This window comes from Microbacterium testaceum, from assembly GCF_001476655.1.
GTDB classification, from domain to species: Bacteria; Actinomycetota; Actinomycetes; order Actinomycetales; family Microbacteriaceae; genus Microbacterium; species Microbacterium testaceum_C.
Window position 1 is genome coordinate 1 of record NZ_LDRT01000055.1, and the last position, 16,559, is coordinate 16,559.

Here is a 16,559-nt window from a genome sequence, read left to right on the forward strand (position 1 = left end):
CGAGAAAGGACCCCCGGCCGAACGGCCGGGGGTCCTTTCTCGTTTCCGTGTCAGGAGGCGACGGCCTGCGGCGGCGCCTGCGTCGACAGCGCGATCACGCCGTAGTCCCAGCCCTTACGGCGGTACACGACACTCGGGTGGTCGGTACGCGCATCGATGAAGAGGAAGAAGTCGTGCCCGACGAGCTCCATCCGGTCGACGGCCTCTTCGGCGGTCATCCACTCGGCGCCGAACTCCTTCTCGCGGATCACGACCGGCGAGTAGTCCTCTTCGGGCGTCGAATCGTTCTGCACGGGGACCTCGCCCGTCGCGACCGCGCGGAGGACGTCGACGGAGGCCGGCTGCACGTCGATACCGGAGAGCTCGCCGGTACCCTTCTCGAACTTCGCTCCGCGGGGGTGGTTCCGCGCGTCGACGCGCTTGTCCTTGGCCCGGCGGATCTGCTCCGAGATCTTGTCGACCGCGAGGTCCAGGGCGGCGAACTTGTCCGCGTCCGTCGCCTCCGCGCGCACCACAGGACCCTTGCCGTCCAGAGTCAGCTCGACCGTGTCATCCTCCATGCGCCCGTTGCGATAGGAGCGATGGGTGACCTTGACCTCGAGCGCCTGCGCTCGAGGGGCCAGGTGCTCGATACGGCTCACCTTTTCTTCGACCACCGAGCGGAAACGGTCGGTGATACCGACTCCCACGCCGACGATGCTGGTGTCCATCCGTGACCTCCTTGTTCCGGGTTCTGCCCGGTCTAAGGGCAGAACATCCGTCGCCTTCAGTCATCCCCACGCTAGTAGCGCGACCCTCCCGTGTCACGCTCTCATCACCATTTCGTCACCCGTCCTTACGTTTCGTCTGATCGCCCCGCCCGATCGAGATGGCGGGGCGTGTGGGCCAGCGTCACCGCGACCACACCGCGCGCACCCGCAGCGCGCAGGGCACGAGCCGCGTCGTCCAGTGTGGCCCCGGTCGTGACGACATCGTCCACGAGCACGACGTCACGCCCGCGGACCGGCCGCGACACGAACACGCCGCCCACGTTGGCCCGCCGGGCGGCACGACCCAACCCGCGCTGGTCGCGCGGCGTCCGCACGGACCGGAGCAACGGCACCGGCGGCCACCCGCTCCGGCGCACGAGGAGGTCGACGGGTCGGTAGCCCCGGCGTCGATACGCCGCGCGGGAGGACGGCACGGTCGTCACCACCGCGTCCTCCCCCACGACGTCGGCGAGGACCGACCCGAGCACCGGCGCGAGGGCACGAGCGAGCGACGTGCGCCCCTCCTCCTTGAGGACGCGGAGAACCCGCGCGGGCACCCCGGAGAACTCCAGCGCGCTGATCACCGACAGTCCCGCCTCGGTGCGGCGGCGGTGCGGAGCGGCGATCAGGGCCGCGCGGCATCCGGAGCACAGTCCGACATCGACGAGCCCGCACCCCGCGCAGGCGATGGGCAGCCAGAACGTCAGGGCGTCGCGCAGGGCGGCGACGACGGCATCCGCGAGGACTCTGCGAGAGGGCATGCCCTCATGCTCGCCGGTGACCCCCGTCCGCGGGGTCGGGCCGGGTGCATCCGTGGACAGTCCCGTGCCCCGCCGCACCGGGGAGGAACGGTGCCGTCAAGAGGTCGTGCCCTGCTGCGCCGCGAGCACGCGGACGCCGTCGGCCACGAGCGTCCACGAGCTGCCCCTGCGGCTGAAGAGCTGCCCGCTGTCGTCGAGGACCCGTATGCTCGTGCTCCCGCCCGCGACGGTGCGCGCGCCGTCGGGAGCGGCTCCGGTCGTCCCCCGACCGCCCACGCCGAGCTCCCCCAGGTGACTGACCCCGGCATCGACGGTGAGGATGCCGAGGGTCGCGTCGTCGAGCCAGGCCAGGTCGAACGCGCCCGACTCGGCGAAGGACAGCACGTGCGGCGGGCCGAGGTTGATCTCGCCCGTGGTGCGCTGGATACCGGCGAGCCAGACCTCGCGAACGCCCGCGACCGTGACGATCGCCGCGACCCGTGTGCCGTCGCGCGAGATCTGGAACGCGGTGATCTCCGACGCATCCGGCCACGCGTTGCCGATCTCGGCGGGCACGCCCTCGGGGGTGAAGGCCCGCAACTGCGCGGGAGACGACGACGGCACGCTCCAGATGAGTCCGGACCCGTCGATCGAGGGCGCCACGAGACCGGGCCGGTCGTCGAGGAGGAACGTGCGCCCGTCGGCGAGAGCGCTTGCCACCGTGCCCTGAGCCGTACGCACCGCGGCCAGGCTCCGGTCGGCCTCGAGCTCGATCGCCTGCGGGCCGAGCGACTCGACGGCGTCGGAGAGGCTCGGGATCGTGGTGACCTGATCGCCCGACAGGATGCCGAAGGTTCCGTCCGCGGTCAGGACGGCCGGCGGCGGGTCGACGCGCGTGACGCGCACCGGGACCTCGTCTGCCGCGATGGGCGTGCCCTCGACCGTCATCTGCACCTGGCTGATCCCGGCTGTCGACAGGCTGCGCGTCAGCTGCGTCTGCATCCGGTCCAGCGTGGTGGTGTCCAGGCTCAGAGCCGCGCGCGGGAGCTGCACCTGCGCGACACCGTCGGACGACAGCGTCACCGAACGCCCGACGAGGGAGAGATCCTCGGGGAAGGCGCTCTTCACCGCTCCCTCGAGCCAGGCACTCGGTGTGCCGTCGACGAGGGCTGTCGCGACCCGGCTGGCCACGAGGGGACGCGGGAACCAGCGCACATCCGGGACGATGAACGTCCAGGTCGGGTCGAAGTAGGCGACGGATGCCGACTGGTAGACCGTGGGGAAGACCTCCTCGTACAGCACGACACCGTCGGGAGCCGCGCTGATCCGCCACTGGTCGTCGACCTTCGTCAGCGAGTAGCCGAGGGCCTCGGTCGTGCCGTCCGGGGTCGGGGAGTAGGCCCCATTCGCGTCGACGCTCGCCACCGTCGACAGTGACACGTTGACGGTCGTGCCATCGGTCGACGCGGCCGCGCGTCGGTCGGCCAGACGGTCGACGGTGACGCGTGCGCGAGGATCCCACTGCGTGCCGGGCGCGAGGAACATCTTCGCCGTCGCCCAGTCATCCGCGGGTCCGGACCCCGCGCGGAGGAAGCCCTCGACGATCTCCGCCGGCGAGGCGTCGTCCTGCGGCCCGTCGGGGACGAAGGCGAACGTCTGGGTGTCGTCGGTCTGCGGCCCCCGCCCGGGGTTGACGTATCCCGAGGTGGGCAGGCCGGTGCACGCCGAGAGCACGAGCACCAGCGTCAGGCTCAACAGAGAAAGGGTGCGCCTCATGTCGTCCTCCGCGTCGTGGAGCGGCCGAGCGAGATCGGCTGGGTGAGACCGAGCGCCTCCAGAGCGCCCCCCTGCTCGTCGTCGGGCACGAGCGCAAGGGGCGAGCTCCCGAGCGGCCGGCCGTCGCGCGGAAGGGTGAGGACGAAGTGGGAGCCTCGGCCGAGCTCGGACCACACCGCGAGAGTTCCCCCGTGCAGGCGTGCATCCCCCAGGGCGATCGAGAGGCCGAGGCCGGTGCCGCCGATCGTTCGCACCCGGGAGGGGTCGGCGCGCCAGAACCGGTCGAACACGCGGTCGACGTCTTCGGCACGCATGCCGAGACCGAAATCGCGCACACCGAGGGCGACGGCATCCCGATCGCTGTCGACGGACACGACGATCGGCCGACCCTCCCCGTGCTCGATCGCGTTGCCGAGGAGGTTTCGGACGATCCGGCGGATGCGGCGGGCATCCATGTCGACCGGGGTGTACCCGCCCGGGGCGACCAGACGCACGTCGGAGCCGTGCTTCTCGGCGAGCTGCTCCATCGAGGCGATGACGTCTTCGGCGAGGGAGGCGAGGCTCGTCGGCTCGAGCTCGAGCTGGACGGATCCCGCGTCGTAGCGGCTGATCTCGAGCAGGTCGGTCAGGAGGACCTCGAAGCGCTGGACCTGCGCGTGCAGCAGTTCGGCGGCGCGGCCCGTCACGGGGTCGAACTCCTCGCGCTGGTCGTTGATCATGTCCGCCGCGAGCTTGATCGTGGTCAAGGGTGTGCGCAGCTCGTGCGAGACGTCCGAGACGAAGCGCTGCTGCACGAGGGACAGGTCGGCGAGCTCCTTGATCTGGGACTCGATGCTGTCGGCCATGGCGTTGAACGACCGGTTCAGGGTGGCGAGCTCGTCTTCGCCGCGTACCGGCAGCCGCACGCCCAGATCGCCCGCCGCGAGCTTCGCGCTGGTCTCGGCGGCATCAGCGATGGGCGTCGTGACCGACCGCAGGACGACCCAGGCGATGGCACCGATCAGCACGACGAGGATGAGGCCGACCACCCAGAGGAGCACCTGGACGAACGACAGCGTCTGCGCCGCGCTCGCGAGGTCGTACCCCATGTAGAGCTCGTAGTAGTCGACCCCGTCCTGGGCGGGGAAGCGCAGCTGATGGCCGACCAGGATGCCGGGTACTTCGCGATCATTCTCGGCGGGCAGCGCGACGGACTGCCACCACTGCAGATCGGGGCTCGACTGCACCTGGGTGCGCAACTCGGGGGTGACGAGAGTGGACTCGAAGGTCGGAGAGATGAAGGGCTGCGGCGCGAGCGGCGAGGGAGGGCCGATGCGGTAGAGCGCGATCAGATCGCTGGACGACTGCTGGGACAGGCGCGTGGCGATGCCGTTCATGAGCGTCTGGGCAGCCGCCGGGTCGGTGGAGTCGACCGCGGCGTCCAGGGTGGCCTGCGCGGACGCTGTCGCGCGCTGCGCCTCGAGGAGAACCTGGTCCTTGCGCGCGGTGAAGAGCTCGTTCTGGATGACGAGAGCCATCGCGAGACACGTCACGAGGATGGTCGTGGCGGTCAGAGCGACCGTGATGACGATCGTGCGAAAGCGCAGCGAGCGGCGCCACAGGGTGATGAGACGGTCCCGGGTCGCACGCCAGTCGCGCGTGTTCCAGCCTCGCGGCGACGCCAGAGTGCGCACCGCGCCCGTCATGACGGCCTCAAGCCACCGCGCCGGCGCGATAGCCCACACCGCGAACGGTGGTGACGATACGGGGGTTGTCGGGGTCGGCCTCGATCTTGGCCCGGAGCCGCTGGACGTGCACGTTCACCAGGCGCGTGTCCGCCTTGTAGTGGTACCCCCAGACCTGCTCGAGCAGCATCTCGCGAGAGAACACCTGCTGGGGCTTCTCGGCGAGGGCGACGAGGAGCTCGAACTCGAGCGGAGTGAGCGCGATGGGGGTGTCCCCCCGTCGTACCTCGTGCGCCGCCACGTCGACCACGAGGTCGCCGATGCGAAGGGTCTCGTCGACAGGGGCCTGCACGGGACGCAGGCGCGTGCGGATCCGGGCGACGAGCTCCTTCGGGTTGAACGGCTTCATGATGTAGTCGTCGGCCCCCGACTCGAGACCCTTCACCACGTCGGCGGTGTCGGTGCGCGCCGTGAGCATGATGATCGGGATGCCGGACTCGGCGCGCACGCGCGTGCAGATCTCGATGCCGTCCACGCCGGGCAGCATGAGGTCGAGCAGGATCAGGTCGGGCCGCTCGGAGCGCCAGGCGTCGACGGCCTGGGCTCCGTCGGCGCAGAAGGCCGTGTCGAATCCTTCGGTGCGCAGCACGATGCCGATCATCTCGGCCAGTGCGGTGTCGTCGTCGACAACCAGGATCCGTGAAGTCATCGGGTGTACGTCTTCCGTCTCGAAACCCGCTCGGGGACGGGCAATGGCACCCCGGGTGAGGGAGCAATCCCTCTGAGAGTAGTCGAGATGCCCGGGAAGAGGCCGAGCGCACCCCGGGTGAACGACTTCCGTGTCCCCGTTCCGGGCCCCCGATGCGTGTCGGAGGTCTATGACACGATGAAGACACTGCCGACCACCGAGGAGGCGTCATCGTGACCGCGTACCCCGCCTGGACCCCCGCGTCGCGCCCGGGGATCGTCCCCCTGCATCCCTACGGGTTCGGAACGATCCTGGGCCGGTCGTTCACGGCCCTTCGCCACAACCCTCGCGTTCTGCTGGGTTTCGCTCTCGTGGTGCAGACCGTGGCGTACGTGGTCCTCAGTGCCGCCGTCGCGGGGGCCGCGATCGCGAGCTTCTCCCGGCTCGACACCCTCCGCGAGGGCACCGACGACTTCAACGCCGTCATGGCCGGCTCGATCGCGCTCACCGCCGTCGTCGCCCTCGTCCTGGGGGTGGCCGCGAGCGGCCTGAGCGTTCTCGTGCAGGGGGTCGTCGTCGCCGAGGTGGCGCACGCGGTCGTCGCCGAGAAGCCGACGTTGAAGGTGGTCTGGCGGCGCGTACGGCCGGTGTTCTGGCACCTCATCGGATACGCCGCGCTGACGTTCGCCGCGACGCTCATCGTCCTGGCGGTGCTCGCGGCCATCGTGGTCCCGATCTTCCTCGCGCTGGCTCCGGTGGGCGTCCTCGTCGGCATTCTGCTGGGCCTCGCCTGCATCCCGCTCTACCTGTGGCTCGCGACCAAGCTCTTCCTCGTCCCGTCCGCCATCATCGTCGAGGGAATCGGTGTCCGGGCCGGCATCGCGCGATCCTGGAGACTCACCCGCGGGCGATTCTGGTCGACGCTCGGGGTTCTCGTGGTCATCTCGGCAGGGTTCAGCGTTGTCGCCCAGATCATCTCCTTCCCGCTCAGCCTGGGCACGAGCCTCTTGTCGACCGTCATCGCCCCCACCGGCAGCCTCGAGCCGGGTGCCATCGCGGGCTTCATCGGCGTGCAGTTGATCGGGCAGGCCGGCATCCTCCTCGTCCAGTGCATCGCCCTCGTCGTGCAGTCCACCTCGGCGGTCCTCGTGTACGTCGACGCGCGCATGCGCGTCGAAGGACTCGACCAAGACCTCGCCTCGTACGTGGAGGCGCGTGACGCCGGGGTCGAGGACCTTCCGGATCCGTATCTCGTCGGTGTCGGTCGGACCGTGGCTCCCCTGCAGCGATGGGGCGTCCCCGCACCCGGCGGGGCACCGACGGGGTGGGGGCCGCCGTCCGCACCTCCGTACGGAACGACGCCGACCGCTCCCCCGTACGGCGCGCCGCCCGCGGGACAGCCCTACGGCGGAGCGCCCGCGGGACAGCCCTACGGCGCACCGCCGGCGGGACAGCCCTACGGCGCACCGACCGCGGGACAGCCCTACGGCGGAGCGCCGGCAGCTGCGGCACCTCCGCCGCCGTACGCGGCGGCGCCTCCGCCGCCTCCTGCGCCGGCCGACGAGCCGGCGATGACGGCGGCGACGGACGAGACCGCATCGAGCCCGGCCGCTCCCCCGTCCCCGACCACCTGGGCGGCCCCCGGAGCCCGGGTCGACGACGAATGATCCCGCCGCTCGCGCGGGTGGCCGCTGCCCTCACCGCCCTCTCCCCCGACGCCGACGAGGCACGGGAGTGGGCCGAGCGCGAGCTGTCCGATCCGGCCTACCGGGCCGCGGAGCCGACCCCCATCGACCGGCTCGCGCGCGCCGTGGTGGACTTCTTCGGAGAGCTGCTGAAGAACTCCGCGAACGGTGACTGGGGCCCTCCGGCGCTGATCGTCCTGGCGATCATCGTGGTGGTGGCGATCGTGATCGGCATCCTCATCTGGGGCCGTCCGCGCGCGGTCGCCCGCGCGCAGCCCCCGGCGCGTGCGCTGTTCGACGACGATGACGGGCGCTCGGCCGACGAACTGCGCCGCGACGCTGCGGCCGCCGCGACCCGCGGCGATTGGGACGCGGCGATCGTCCTGCGGTTCCGCGCCTTCGCTCGGGGCCTCACCGAGCGCGGGCTCGTCGACCCCCCGCCGGGCGCCACCGTGCGCACCTTCGCCCGTGCGGCAGCGACGGCTCTTCCCCCGCTGAGCGCCGGGCTCGAAGAGGCGGCATCCATCTTCGACGACGTGCGGTATCTCCGCCGGCCGGGGACCGAGCAGCGCTACGGCGTCGTGGCCGATCTCGATGCCGACGCCGTGCGCACGCGCCCCACGCCCGCCGCCCTGGCAGGGACCTCGTGACGACCATCGCCGACGCGCCCGTCACCGCGCCCCCTCGACGCCGCGCTGCCCTCGGGTGGATCGCCCTCGCGCTCGCGCTCCTGCTGATCGGGCTGGTGGGCACGACCCTCGTCTACGGCGGCTGGAAAGAGAAGGGTCTGCTCGATCCCGAGTCGCCGGCGCCCGACGGCACCCGTGCGCTGGTCCGGATCCTCCAGCAGCAGGGGGTGACGGTGACGGTCGCACGCGACCGCGGTGCGGCCGAGCGCGCTCTCGCGGGAGGCGACGCCACCCTCGTGATGCGCGATGCCCCCATGCTCTCGGACGCCACCCTGAGCTCTCTCACCCAGCGGGCACGACACGTCGTGCTCGTCGAGCCGCGCTCGCGCGCCCTCGACGTGCTCATGAACGGCTCTGCCCTCGGGGGCTTCGCCGACGACCGTCCCACCGATCCCGGTTGCGACCTCCCCGCACCCAACGCCGCGGGGACAGCGCGCACCGGCGAGCTCATGGTGCCCGGTCGAGACGTCACGGGGTGCTACGGCGTCGGCGGCGAATTCGGTCTCCTCTCGAGGGAGACGAGCGATGGGCGCACCGTGACGGCGCTCGACGGCATCTCGACGATGACCAACGCGGCGCTCCCCCTCGACGGCAACGCCGCCCTGGCGATCGGCACCCTCGCCCGCACCGGCACGGTCGTCTGGTACGTCCCTGCTCCGGGCGACGCGGACGCCGCCATGAAACCGCAGACATTGGGAGAGCTCACTCCCCCGTGGGTGACGCCCGCGATCCTTCTTCTGTTGCTCTCCGCGCTCGTGGCGGCTGTCTGGCGGGGGCGTCGTTTCGGTCCGCTCGTCACCGAACGTCTGCCGGTGATGGTGCGCGCGAACGAGACCACCGAGGGAAGAGCTCGCCTGTATGCCGCTTCCGGGGATGCTCCCCACGCCCTCGACGAGCTGCGACGGGCGACGCACGGCCGGCTCGTCCGCGCGCTGGGCCTCGCTGCCCGCACGCCACCGGAGCAGGTGGCCGACGCCGTGTCCGATCGGCTCGGAGCCGACCGGGGCGCGGTGCGCGGCATCCTGATCACCGACACCCCCACCACCGATCGCGACCTGGTCGCCGCGAGCGACCGCCTGCGCGACCTCGAGACGAGCGTGCGCGCCGCGCTCTCCACCGAAAGGACCCCCCGATGACCGACAGTCCTCTCGACGCCCCCCGGCCCGGTACCCCTCAGCCGTCGGCATCGGCGCCCTCCGTCGCCCCGACGCAGGCCGGACCCACGCCGGCCGGACCGACGCAGGCCGGATCCACGCAGGCCGGACCGATGGATGCCGGACCTGTGGATGCCGGACCTGTGGATGCCGGCCGGGCAGACGCCCCTGCGCCCGCAGCCGTCCCGGCGACCCGTGCGTCCGAGAGGCGCGGGACCACGGAGGATGCCGCGCTGCGCGAGGCCATGAATCGGGTTCGCGTCGAGGTCGGCAAGGCCGTGGTCGGTCAGGACGGCACGGTGACGGGCCTGCTCATCGCGCTGCTCTCACGCGGACATGTCCTGCTCGAGGGTGTTCCAGGGGTGGCGAAGACGCTCCTCGTGCGCTCGTTCAGCCGAGCGCTCGGCCTCGACACCCACCGCGTGCAGTTCACCCCCGACCTGATGCCCGGAGACGTCACCGGCTCCCTGGTGTACGACGCCCGCACCGGGGAGTTCGAGTTCCGTGCCGGGCCGGTGTTCACCCACGTCCTCCTGGCCGACGAGATCAACCGCACGCCCCCGAAGACGCAGGCGGCACTCCTCGAGGCCATGGAGGAGCGTCAGGTGTCGTCCGACGGCGTGAGCCGCGCGCTGCCCGACCCGTTCCTCGTCGCCGCGACGCAGAACCCCGTCGAGCACGAGGGCACCTACACCCTCCCCGAGGCGCAGCTCGACCGCTTCCTCATGAAGCTCGTGGTCGATCTGCCCGGGCGCGACGCCGAGGTCGATGTGCTGCGCCGCCACGCCGGCGGATTCGATCCGCGTCGCCTCGATGCGGCGGGACTCGACCCCGTCGTGACCGCCGACGAGATCCTCGCCGCGCAGCGTGCCGCCGCGACCGTCGCCGTCGACGACGATCTCCTCGGGTACATCGTCGATCTGGCCCGGGCGACCCGGCAGAGCCCGTCGGTGCTGTTGGGCGTGAGCCCTCGCGCCACCACCGGTCTCCTCGCCGCGGCGAAGGCCTGGGCGTGGCTCGGCGGTTATCCGGCGATCACCCCGGATCACGTACAGACGATGCTCGTCCCTGTCTGGCGGCACCGCATCCGCCTGCGTCCCGAGGCCGAGATCGAGGGCGTGTCGGTCGATGCGATCCTCACCTCGGTGCTGCAGCAGACCCGCGTCCCCATCTGATGTTCGTCACCGGCCGTCTCGCCCTTCTCGTCGCCCTCGGCGTCGTCCCGCTCGTGCTCCTGAGCACCGCGGGCGTCCCGGCGTGGCTCGTCGTGGGCGCGTGGGTGCTGCTGTGCCTTCTCGCGGCCCTCGTCGACGTCTTCGCCGCAGCCGACCCGCGCGCGGTCGAGATCACGCGACGGCTCCCGGAGCGCGTGCTGCGCGACGAGCCCGTCGCCGGTGAACTGCGGGTGCGCAACCTCGGTCGCCGTCTCCTGCGCGCACGGGTCCGCGACGCGTGGCAGCCCACGGCGGGCGCCCCGGACGAACGGGCGCGGTTCGTCGTCCCGCCCGGCGAGCGACGGGGCGTGCCGCTTCCTTTGCTCCCCCGGCGCCGTGGTGAGATCCGCAGCGACTTCGTCGTGATCCGTGCCGCCGGACCGCTCGGACTGGCCGGTCGCCAAGCAGTCGTCGACGCTCCCGGTCGCATCCGTGTCCTTCCTCCCTTCACCTCCCGCCGGCATCTGCCGTCCCGCCTCGCGCGGCTGCGCGAGCTCGACGGCAACACGAGCCTGATGGTGCGCGGACAGGGCACCGAGTTCGACAGCCTGCGCGAGTACGTCCGCGGCGACGACGTCCGCTCGATCGACTGGCGCGCGACCGCGCGCGCCGGCACGACGATGCTGCGGACATGGCGCCCCGAACGGGATCGACATGTCGTGATCGTGATCGACACCGGCCGCACCGCCGCGGCTCGCGTCGGGGACGGGGCCCGCCTGGATGCGGCGATGGAGGCGACCCTCCTGCTCTCCGCCCTCGCGACCCGCGCGGGCGATCACGTGCACCTCGTGATGTTCGACCGCGTCACGCGAGCGCGCGTGACGAAGGTCGACGGCTCTCAACTGCTCCCGGCCCTGGTCGACGCGATGGCCCCCATCGAGCCTCAACTCATCGACACCGACTGGGATGCCGCCTTCGCCCAGGTCCGCCGACTCACCGTCCACCCCGCCCTCGTCGTGCTGCTCACGGCGCACGACGATCCGGAAGCGGCTCGCGGATTCCTCGCCGCGCTGCCCGCCGTGGCGGCGCGCTCCCGGCTGCTCGTCGCGACGGCCACCGATGGACCGGGAGACGAGCCCGAGCGAACGGATGCCGCCTCCGTCTACGCGGCGGCCGCCATCGAGCGGGCGCGGCACGACGCCGACCGTGTCCGCGCGGCCGTGGTCCGCGGAGGCGGGGACGCCGTCTCCGCCTCCGCGGACGACCTGCCGCCGCTCGTGGCCGATCGATACCTCGCCCTGAAAGCGGCCGGGCGGCTCTAGCACACCCAGGCCCCATGCAGCCCGCGACATACGTCGCGGCCTATCCTGGGGGGTACCCTTCGAGCCGACAGCGCGTCCCCTCCGCGCTCGGCTGCGCCGTCTACGCACAGGATGCGGGAGAACTCTTGCCAGGAAACGCCACGACCCGCTTCGACGATGTGGCCCTCGTATCGGTGGCGAGCGTTCTGCCCGGCCGCGTGACCACGTCGGACGACATCGAGGACCGCCTCGCTCCCGCCCTGCACCGGCTGAAGCTGAAGCCCGGTCTGCTGCGACGGGTCGCGGGCGTCAACGAGCGCCGCAACTGGGCTGCCGGCGAGTCCTCCGACGAGGCGACGATCGCCGCGGGCAAGCAAGCTCTGGCCGAGGCGGGAGTGGACCCCAGCGAGATCGGCCTCATCATCAACACGTCGGTGACCCGCAAGCACCTCGAGCCCTCGGTCGCCGTGCGCCTGCACCACGGACTGGGCCTGCCGAGCTCGGCCATCAACTTCGACGTCGCGAACGCCTGCCTCGGGTTCATCAACGGAATGAGCCTCGCGGCCGGCATGATCCAGTCGGGCCAGGTGAAGTACGCCCTGATCGTCAACGGCGAAGATGCCGACGAGATCCAGGTCAACACCATCAATCGCCTCGTCCGCGAAGACCTCGACCGCGACGCCTTCATGCAGGAGTTCGCCTCGCTCACGCTGGGTTCCGGCGCGGCTGCGGCGGTCCTCGGTCGAGCGAGCGACCACCCCGAAGGCCACAGCATCGTCGGGGGCGTCACGCGCGCGGCCACGGAGTTCTACGATCTCTGCGTCGGAAGCGTCGACGGCATGTTCACGGATGCCAAAGCCCTCCTCAAGGGAGGCCTCGACCTCGTCGTCTCGGCGTGGAAAGAGGCGAAGGGCGAGTTCTCGTGGACCGGCATGGACCGCTACATCACCCACCAGGTCTCCTCGGTTCACACGTCGGCGATCGTCCGCGCCGCCAAGCTCGACCGAGCTCGCGTGCCCGTGACGTACCCGCACCTGGGCAACGTGGGTCCCGCATCCATTCCGATCACCCTCGCCGACGAGCAGAAGACGCTGCGTCGGGGTGATCGCGTCCTCCTGATGGGAGTGGGCTCCGGGCTGAACACCGGCATGCTGGAGCTGGCCTGGTGAGGATCACCGCCCTGACCGCCACCCTCCCGCCCGCAGGCCTGCCGGGCCTCGACCCGTCGCTGTCGCGCCTCGTCGACGTCCCCGGCGTCGCAGCCGACGCGGGGTCCACCCGCACCTGGCATGTGCTCGACACCGGCGCCGCCCTCGACCGGCGCGGCCTCGAACCCGTCGGCACGATCGTCGCCGTGCACGGCAACCCGACGTGGTCGTACCTGTGGCGCGCTCTCGTGAACGCCTCGCTGCAGCGCGCGGATGCCGGCTCCCCGGCGTGGCGCGTCGTCGCCGTCGATCAGCTCGAGATGGGCTTCTCGGAGCGCTCGACGCTGCGGCGCACCCTGGCCCAGCGCATCGCCGACCTCGACGCACTCGTCGGGGAACTCGGCATCCGGGGTCCGATCGTGACCATCGGGCACGACTGGGGCGGCCCTGTCTCGCTCGGCTGGGCTGTGGAGAACCGCGCCCGCCTCGCCGCCGTGATCGCCCTGAACACCGCCGTGCACCACCCGGACGGCGCCCCGTTGCCCTTCGCGCTGCGCGTCGCGACCGCCCGCGGCATGCTCGCGGCCGGCACCACCGGCACGACGGCGTTCCTCGACACCACCCTCGCGCTCGCGGATCTCGACCCGGCCGTGCGCGCCGCCTTCCGCGCGCCCTACGCCACGGTGGCCCGCCGCCGCGGAATCGGTGGGTTCGTCGCCGACATCCCCGCCACCGCGGCCGACGAGAGCACGCCCGCGCTGCGGCGTCTGTCGGCGGGGCTGCGCGAGCTCGAGGTGCCGGCGCTGTTCCTGCGCGGCCCGAAGGATCCCGTCTTCGGCGAGGGGCACCTCGACGACCTCACCGAGCGCCTGCCGCACGCCGACGTGCACCGTTTCGAGGGGGCCGGCCACCTGATCGCCGAGGAGCGTCCCTACGCCGACGTCGTCCTCGACTGGCTCGATGAGAAAGGCGTGGCGACGGATGCCGCGGCCTCGGGCTCCAGCGAGGCGCGCACCGTCGTGGATGCCACGACCCCGGACTCCGCGGAGACGCGCGCCACCGAGACTCCGACCGGCCATCTCTGGGATGCCCTCGATGCCCGCCGCAACGACGACGACACCGCCGTCATCGACATGACGACGTCGCGCGACGGGGCACCGCTCCGGGTCAGCTGGCGACAGCTCTCCGCACGCGTCGACGAGATCGCCGCCGGGCTCGCCGCGTTCGGCGTGCGCGCGGGCGATCGCGTCTCTCTCCTCGTGCAGCCCGGCCCCACGCTCACCGCCGCGCTGTACGCGTGCCTGCGCATCGGTGCGGTGGTCGTCGTGGCCGACCGGGGGCTCGGCATCCGGGGTCTGTCGCGCGCCGTGCGCGGTGCCGTGCCCGACGTCGTGATCGGCGAGATCGCGGGGCTCGCCGCCGCCCGCGCCCTGGGCTGGCCCGGGCGCCGGATCTCGGCCGCGGCCCTCCCCGCCGTCACGAGCCGCGCGCTCGGCGTCGAGGCGAGCCTGTCGGACCTGGCCCGAGCGGGCCGCGGCCGCGGCCTCCCCCCGGCGCCGACCGCCGACGCCGACGCCGCGGTGCTGTTCACCTCCGGGTCGACGGGGCCCGCGAAGGGCGTCGTCTACACGCACGCCCAGCTCACGGCGCTGCGCGACACCCTCGCCGCGCACTTCGGCGTCACCGCGGAGACGGGCCTCGTCACCGGCTTCGCCCCGTTCGCTCTGCTCGGACCGGCACTCGGGACGCGGTCGGCGACACCCGACATGGACGTCTCCGCTCCCCGCACCCTCACGGCCGCGGCGGTCGCGGCGGCGGTGCGCGCCTCGGACGCGCGCATCGTGTTCCTCTCGCCCGCGGCGGTGGCCAACGTGGTCGCCACGGCCGACGACCTCGGCGACGATGACCGCGCGGCGCTGTCGCGCGTCGAGACGTTCCTGTCGACGGGAGCCCCGGTCGGCGTCGACCTCCTGCGCCGCGCGCAGGCGCTCATGCCGAACGCCGTCGCCCACACCCCGTACGGCATGACGGAGTGTCTGCTGGTCGCCGATGTCACCCTTCCCGACATCGAACGGGCTGCGGGCGACCGCGGCGTGTGCGTCGGTCGACCGTTGGGCACGGGCCAGGTACGCATCTCCGCGATCGACGCTCAGGGACGGGCGACCGGCGAGCCGACGAGCGAGGCCGGCGTGACCGGCGAGATCGTCATCTCGGCACCCCACCTCAAGCGCGGGTACTTCCGCCTCTACCTCACCGATCGCGAGGCCCGGCGCGGTCTCGCCGATCGCTGGCACCGTACCGGCGACGTCGGCCACCTCGACGCCGACGGGCGGCTCTGGGTCGAAGGGCGCCTCCCCCACGTCATCACCACCGCCGAGGGCCCGGTGACCCCCGTCGGCATCGAACAGGATGCCGAGACCGTCGATGCCGTCTCGCGCGCCGCCGCCGTCGGGGTCGGTCCCGTCGGCCGTCAGGTCGTCGTCGCCGTCGTCGAGGCCGGTGCACGCCGACCCGGTCTCGCCTCCCCCGAGCTGACGGATGCCGTTCGCGCCGCGACCGCGCAGCCGCTCGCCGCCGTCCTGGTCGCCCCGGTGCTGCCGACCGACATCCGGCACAACTCCAAGATCGACCGCTCTCGCCTCGCCGCATGGGCCGAGCGCCTGCTCGCGGGCGAGAAGCCGACGGCGCCGTGAGGGTCCTCGCCACCGGCGCGTCCGGCTTCCTCGGCCGGGCCGTCGTCCGCGCCCTGCAGGTCGGGGGGCATGAAGTCCGCACGCTGCAGCGCCGCCGGTCCGGCGTCGACGGCGCCGAGGATCGCCGCGGTTCCGTGACGGATCCGGATGCCGTGGCATCCGCTCTCGAGGGCGTCGACGGCGTGGTGCACCTCGCCGCCAAGGTCTCGTTGGCTGGGGATCCGGCGCAGTTCCATGCGGTCAACGTCGAGGGGACGCGCACGCTCCTCGACGCGGCCGCAGCGGCCGGGGTGACCCGCGTCGTGCACGTGTCGTCGCCGTCGGTCGCGCACGCGGGGCACGCGCTCGCGGGAGTGGGCGCCGAGCCCGCGGATCCGGCCGCTGCGCGCGGCGAGTACGCCCGCACCAAGGCCGAGGCGGAGCTGATCGCGCTCTCCCGGGCGGGGGACGCTCTCTCGCTCGTCGCGATCCGGCCGCACCTCGTCTGGGGTCCGGGCGACACGCAGCTCATCGCGCGCGTCGTCGACCGCGCCCGTCGCGGGCGCCTGCCGCTGCTGAACGGCGGGACGGCGCTGATCGACTCCACGTACGTCGACAATGCGGCATCCGGAATCGTCGCCGCCCTCGACCGCGTCGACGCCGTCAGCGGACGCGCCTATGTCCTGACCAACGGCGAACCGCGCCCGGTCGGCGACCTTCTCGCCGGGATCTGCCGCGCCTCGGGTGTCCAGCCGCCGCGGGTCAGCGTGCCCGCGGGGCTGGCGAAGGTCGCGGGGGCGCTCGTCGAGCGCGTGTGGGCCGTGCGCCCGGGCGAGGACGAGCCGCCGATGACCCGTTTCCTCGCCGAGCAGCTGTCGACCGCGCACTGGTTCGACCAGACCGAGATCCGCCACGACCTGCGCTGGGCCCCGGCGGTGTCGCTGGACGAGGGCCTGCGCCGCCTCTCCCGGGTCTGAGCCCCGCACGGCTGCAGCTCCGCGGGTTCTCGGCCCCGCCCGGCGGTGACTCCGGGGTTCCGGCTCCGGTCCCGCCCAGCCGTGACTCCGGGGTTCCGGCTCGGGTCCCGCGCGGCCGTGACTCCACGGTTCCGGCTCCGGTCCCGCCCAGCCGTGACTCCG

13 protein-coding genes are annotated in these 16,559 nt (G+C 72.4%); 8 read left to right on the forward strand and 5 right to left on the reverse strand.

Annotated elements, in window-relative coordinates; translation table 11 throughout:
- Nucleotides 1-50: 50 nt before the first annotated feature.
- The 5 genes from hpf to mtrA all read right to left on the reverse strand — a co-directional run bounded on the left by hpf (nt 51) and on the right by mtrA (nt 5,638).
- Nucleotides 51-710 carry a ribosome hibernation-promoting factor, HPF/YfiA family gene (gene hpf / locus NS220_RS09155; RefSeq protein ID WP_058623771.1) on the reverse strand — a complete coding sequence of 220 codons (660 nt, stop codon included), beginning with the start codon at nt 708-710 and terminating at the stop codon, nt 51-53.
- A 125-nt stretch (nt 711-835) separates the two neighbouring features.
- The gene (locus tag NS220_RS09160; RefSeq protein WP_058623772.1) at nt 836-1,510 is read right to left on the reverse strand and encodes a ComF family protein; all 675 of its coding nucleotides are present in this window, start codon (nt 1,508-1,510) and stop codon (nt 836-838) included.
- 96 nt (nt 1,511-1,606) lie between these two features.
- Entirely contained in the window at nt 1,607-3,265 is a 1,659-nt protein-coding gene (locus NS220_RS09165) for an LpqB family beta-propeller domain-containing protein (RefSeq protein WP_081323083.1), read from the reverse strand.
- Nucleotides 3,262-4,950 carry an MtrAB system histidine kinase MtrB gene (gene mtrB, locus NS220_RS09170; RefSeq protein WP_058623781.1) on the reverse strand — a complete coding sequence of 563 codons (1,689 nt, stop codon included), beginning with the start codon at nt 4,948-4,950 and terminating at the stop codon, nt 3,262-3,264. Before mtrB ends, NS220_RS09165 begins: the two co-directional genes overlap by 4 nt.
- Before the next feature lie 7 nt (nt 4,951-4,957).
- Nucleotides 4,958-5,638 (reverse strand): MtrAB system response regulator MtrA, encoded by a 681-nt coding sequence (gene mtrA, locus NS220_RS09175; protein WP_058623774.1) that lies wholly within the window; start codon nt 5,636-5,638, stop codon nt 4,958-4,960.
- A 212-nt stretch (nt 5,639-5,850) separates the two neighbouring features.
- On the opposite strand from mtrA, the gene NS220_RS09180 reads away from it, so the two are divergent.
- From NS220_RS09180 to NS220_RS09215, 8 genes are all read left to right on the forward strand, one after another.
- Entirely contained in the window at nt 5,851-7,284 is a 1,434-nt protein-coding gene (locus NS220_RS09180; RefSeq protein WP_058623775.1) for a hypothetical protein, read from the forward strand.
- Nucleotides 7,281-7,952, forward strand: coding sequence for a DUF4129 domain-containing protein (locus tag NS220_RS09185; protein ID WP_058623776.1), 672 nt, complete (start codon nt 7,281-7,283; stop codon nt 7,950-7,952). Before NS220_RS09180 ends, NS220_RS09185 begins: the two co-directional genes overlap by 4 nt.
- Nucleotides 7,949-9,127 carry a DUF4350 domain-containing protein gene (locus tag NS220_RS09190; protein ID WP_058623777.1) on the forward strand — a complete coding sequence of 393 codons (1,179 nt, stop codon included), beginning with the start codon at nt 7,949-7,951 and terminating at the stop codon, nt 9,125-9,127. The genes NS220_RS09185 and NS220_RS09190 overlap by 4 nt, the downstream gene beginning before the upstream one ends.
- Before the next feature lie 263 nt (nt 9,128-9,390).
- Entirely contained in the window at nt 9,391-10,320 is a 930-nt protein-coding gene (locus NS220_RS09195; protein WP_058623782.1) for an AAA family ATPase, read from the forward strand.
- Entirely contained in the window at nt 10,320-11,621 is a 1,302-nt protein-coding gene (locus NS220_RS09200) for a DUF58 domain-containing protein (RefSeq protein ID WP_058623778.1), read from the forward strand. The genes NS220_RS09195 and NS220_RS09200 overlap by 1 nt, the downstream gene beginning before the upstream one ends.
- Nucleotides 11,622-11,746: 125 nt before the next feature.
- Nucleotides 11,747-12,769: a 3-oxoacyl-ACP synthase III gene (locus NS220_RS09205; protein ID WP_058623783.1), complete on the forward strand. Its 1,023-nt coding sequence runs from the start codon at nt 11,747-11,749 to the stop codon at nt 12,767-12,769.
- Nucleotides 12,766-15,441 carry an alpha/beta fold hydrolase gene (locus NS220_RS09210; RefSeq protein ID WP_058623779.1) on the forward strand — a complete coding sequence of 892 codons (2,676 nt, stop codon included), beginning with the start codon at nt 12,766-12,768 and terminating at the stop codon, nt 15,439-15,441. Before NS220_RS09205 ends, NS220_RS09210 begins: the two co-directional genes overlap by 4 nt.
- Nucleotides 15,438-16,397, forward strand: a complete 960-nt coding sequence (locus NS220_RS09215; protein ID WP_058623780.1) for an NAD-dependent epimerase/dehydratase family protein — start codon at nt 15,438-15,440, stop codon at nt 16,395-16,397. The genes NS220_RS09210 and NS220_RS09215 overlap by 4 nt, the downstream gene beginning before the upstream one ends.
- The last annotated feature ends 162 nt before the right edge of the window (nt 16,398-16,559 follow it).

Bases quoted from the DNA above. Each gene is read 5' to 3' on its own strand.
- hpf (WP_058623771.1), bottom strand. From the start codon at position 710: ATGGACACCAGCATCGTCGGCGTGGGAGTCGGTATCACCGACCGTTTC.
- NS220_RS09160 (WP_058623772.1), bottom strand. From the start codon at position 1,510: ATGCCCTCTCGCAGAGTCCTCGCGGATGCCGTCGTCGCCGCCCTGCGC.
- NS220_RS09165 (WP_081323083.1), bottom strand. From the start codon at position 3,265: ATGAGGCGCACCCTTTCTCTGTTGAGCCTGACGCTGGTGCTCGTGCTC.
- mtrB (WP_058623781.1), bottom strand. From the start codon at position 4,950: ATGACGGGCGCGGTGCGCACTCTGGCGTCGCCGCGAGGCTGGAACACG.
- mtrA (WP_058623774.1), bottom strand. From the start codon at position 5,638: ATGACTTCACGGATCCTGGTTGTCGACGACGACACCGCACTGGCCGAG.
- NS220_RS09185 (WP_058623776.1), top strand. From the start codon at position 7,281: ATGATCCCGCCGCTCGCGCGGGTGGCCGCTGCCCTCACCGCCCTCTCC.
- NS220_RS09195 (WP_058623782.1), top strand. From the start codon at position 9,391: ATGAATCGGGTTCGCGTCGAGGTCGGCAAGGCCGTGGTCGGTCAGGAC.
- NS220_RS09200 (WP_058623778.1), top strand. From the start codon at position 10,320: ATGTTCGTCACCGGCCGTCTCGCCCTTCTCGTCGCCCTCGGCGTCGTC.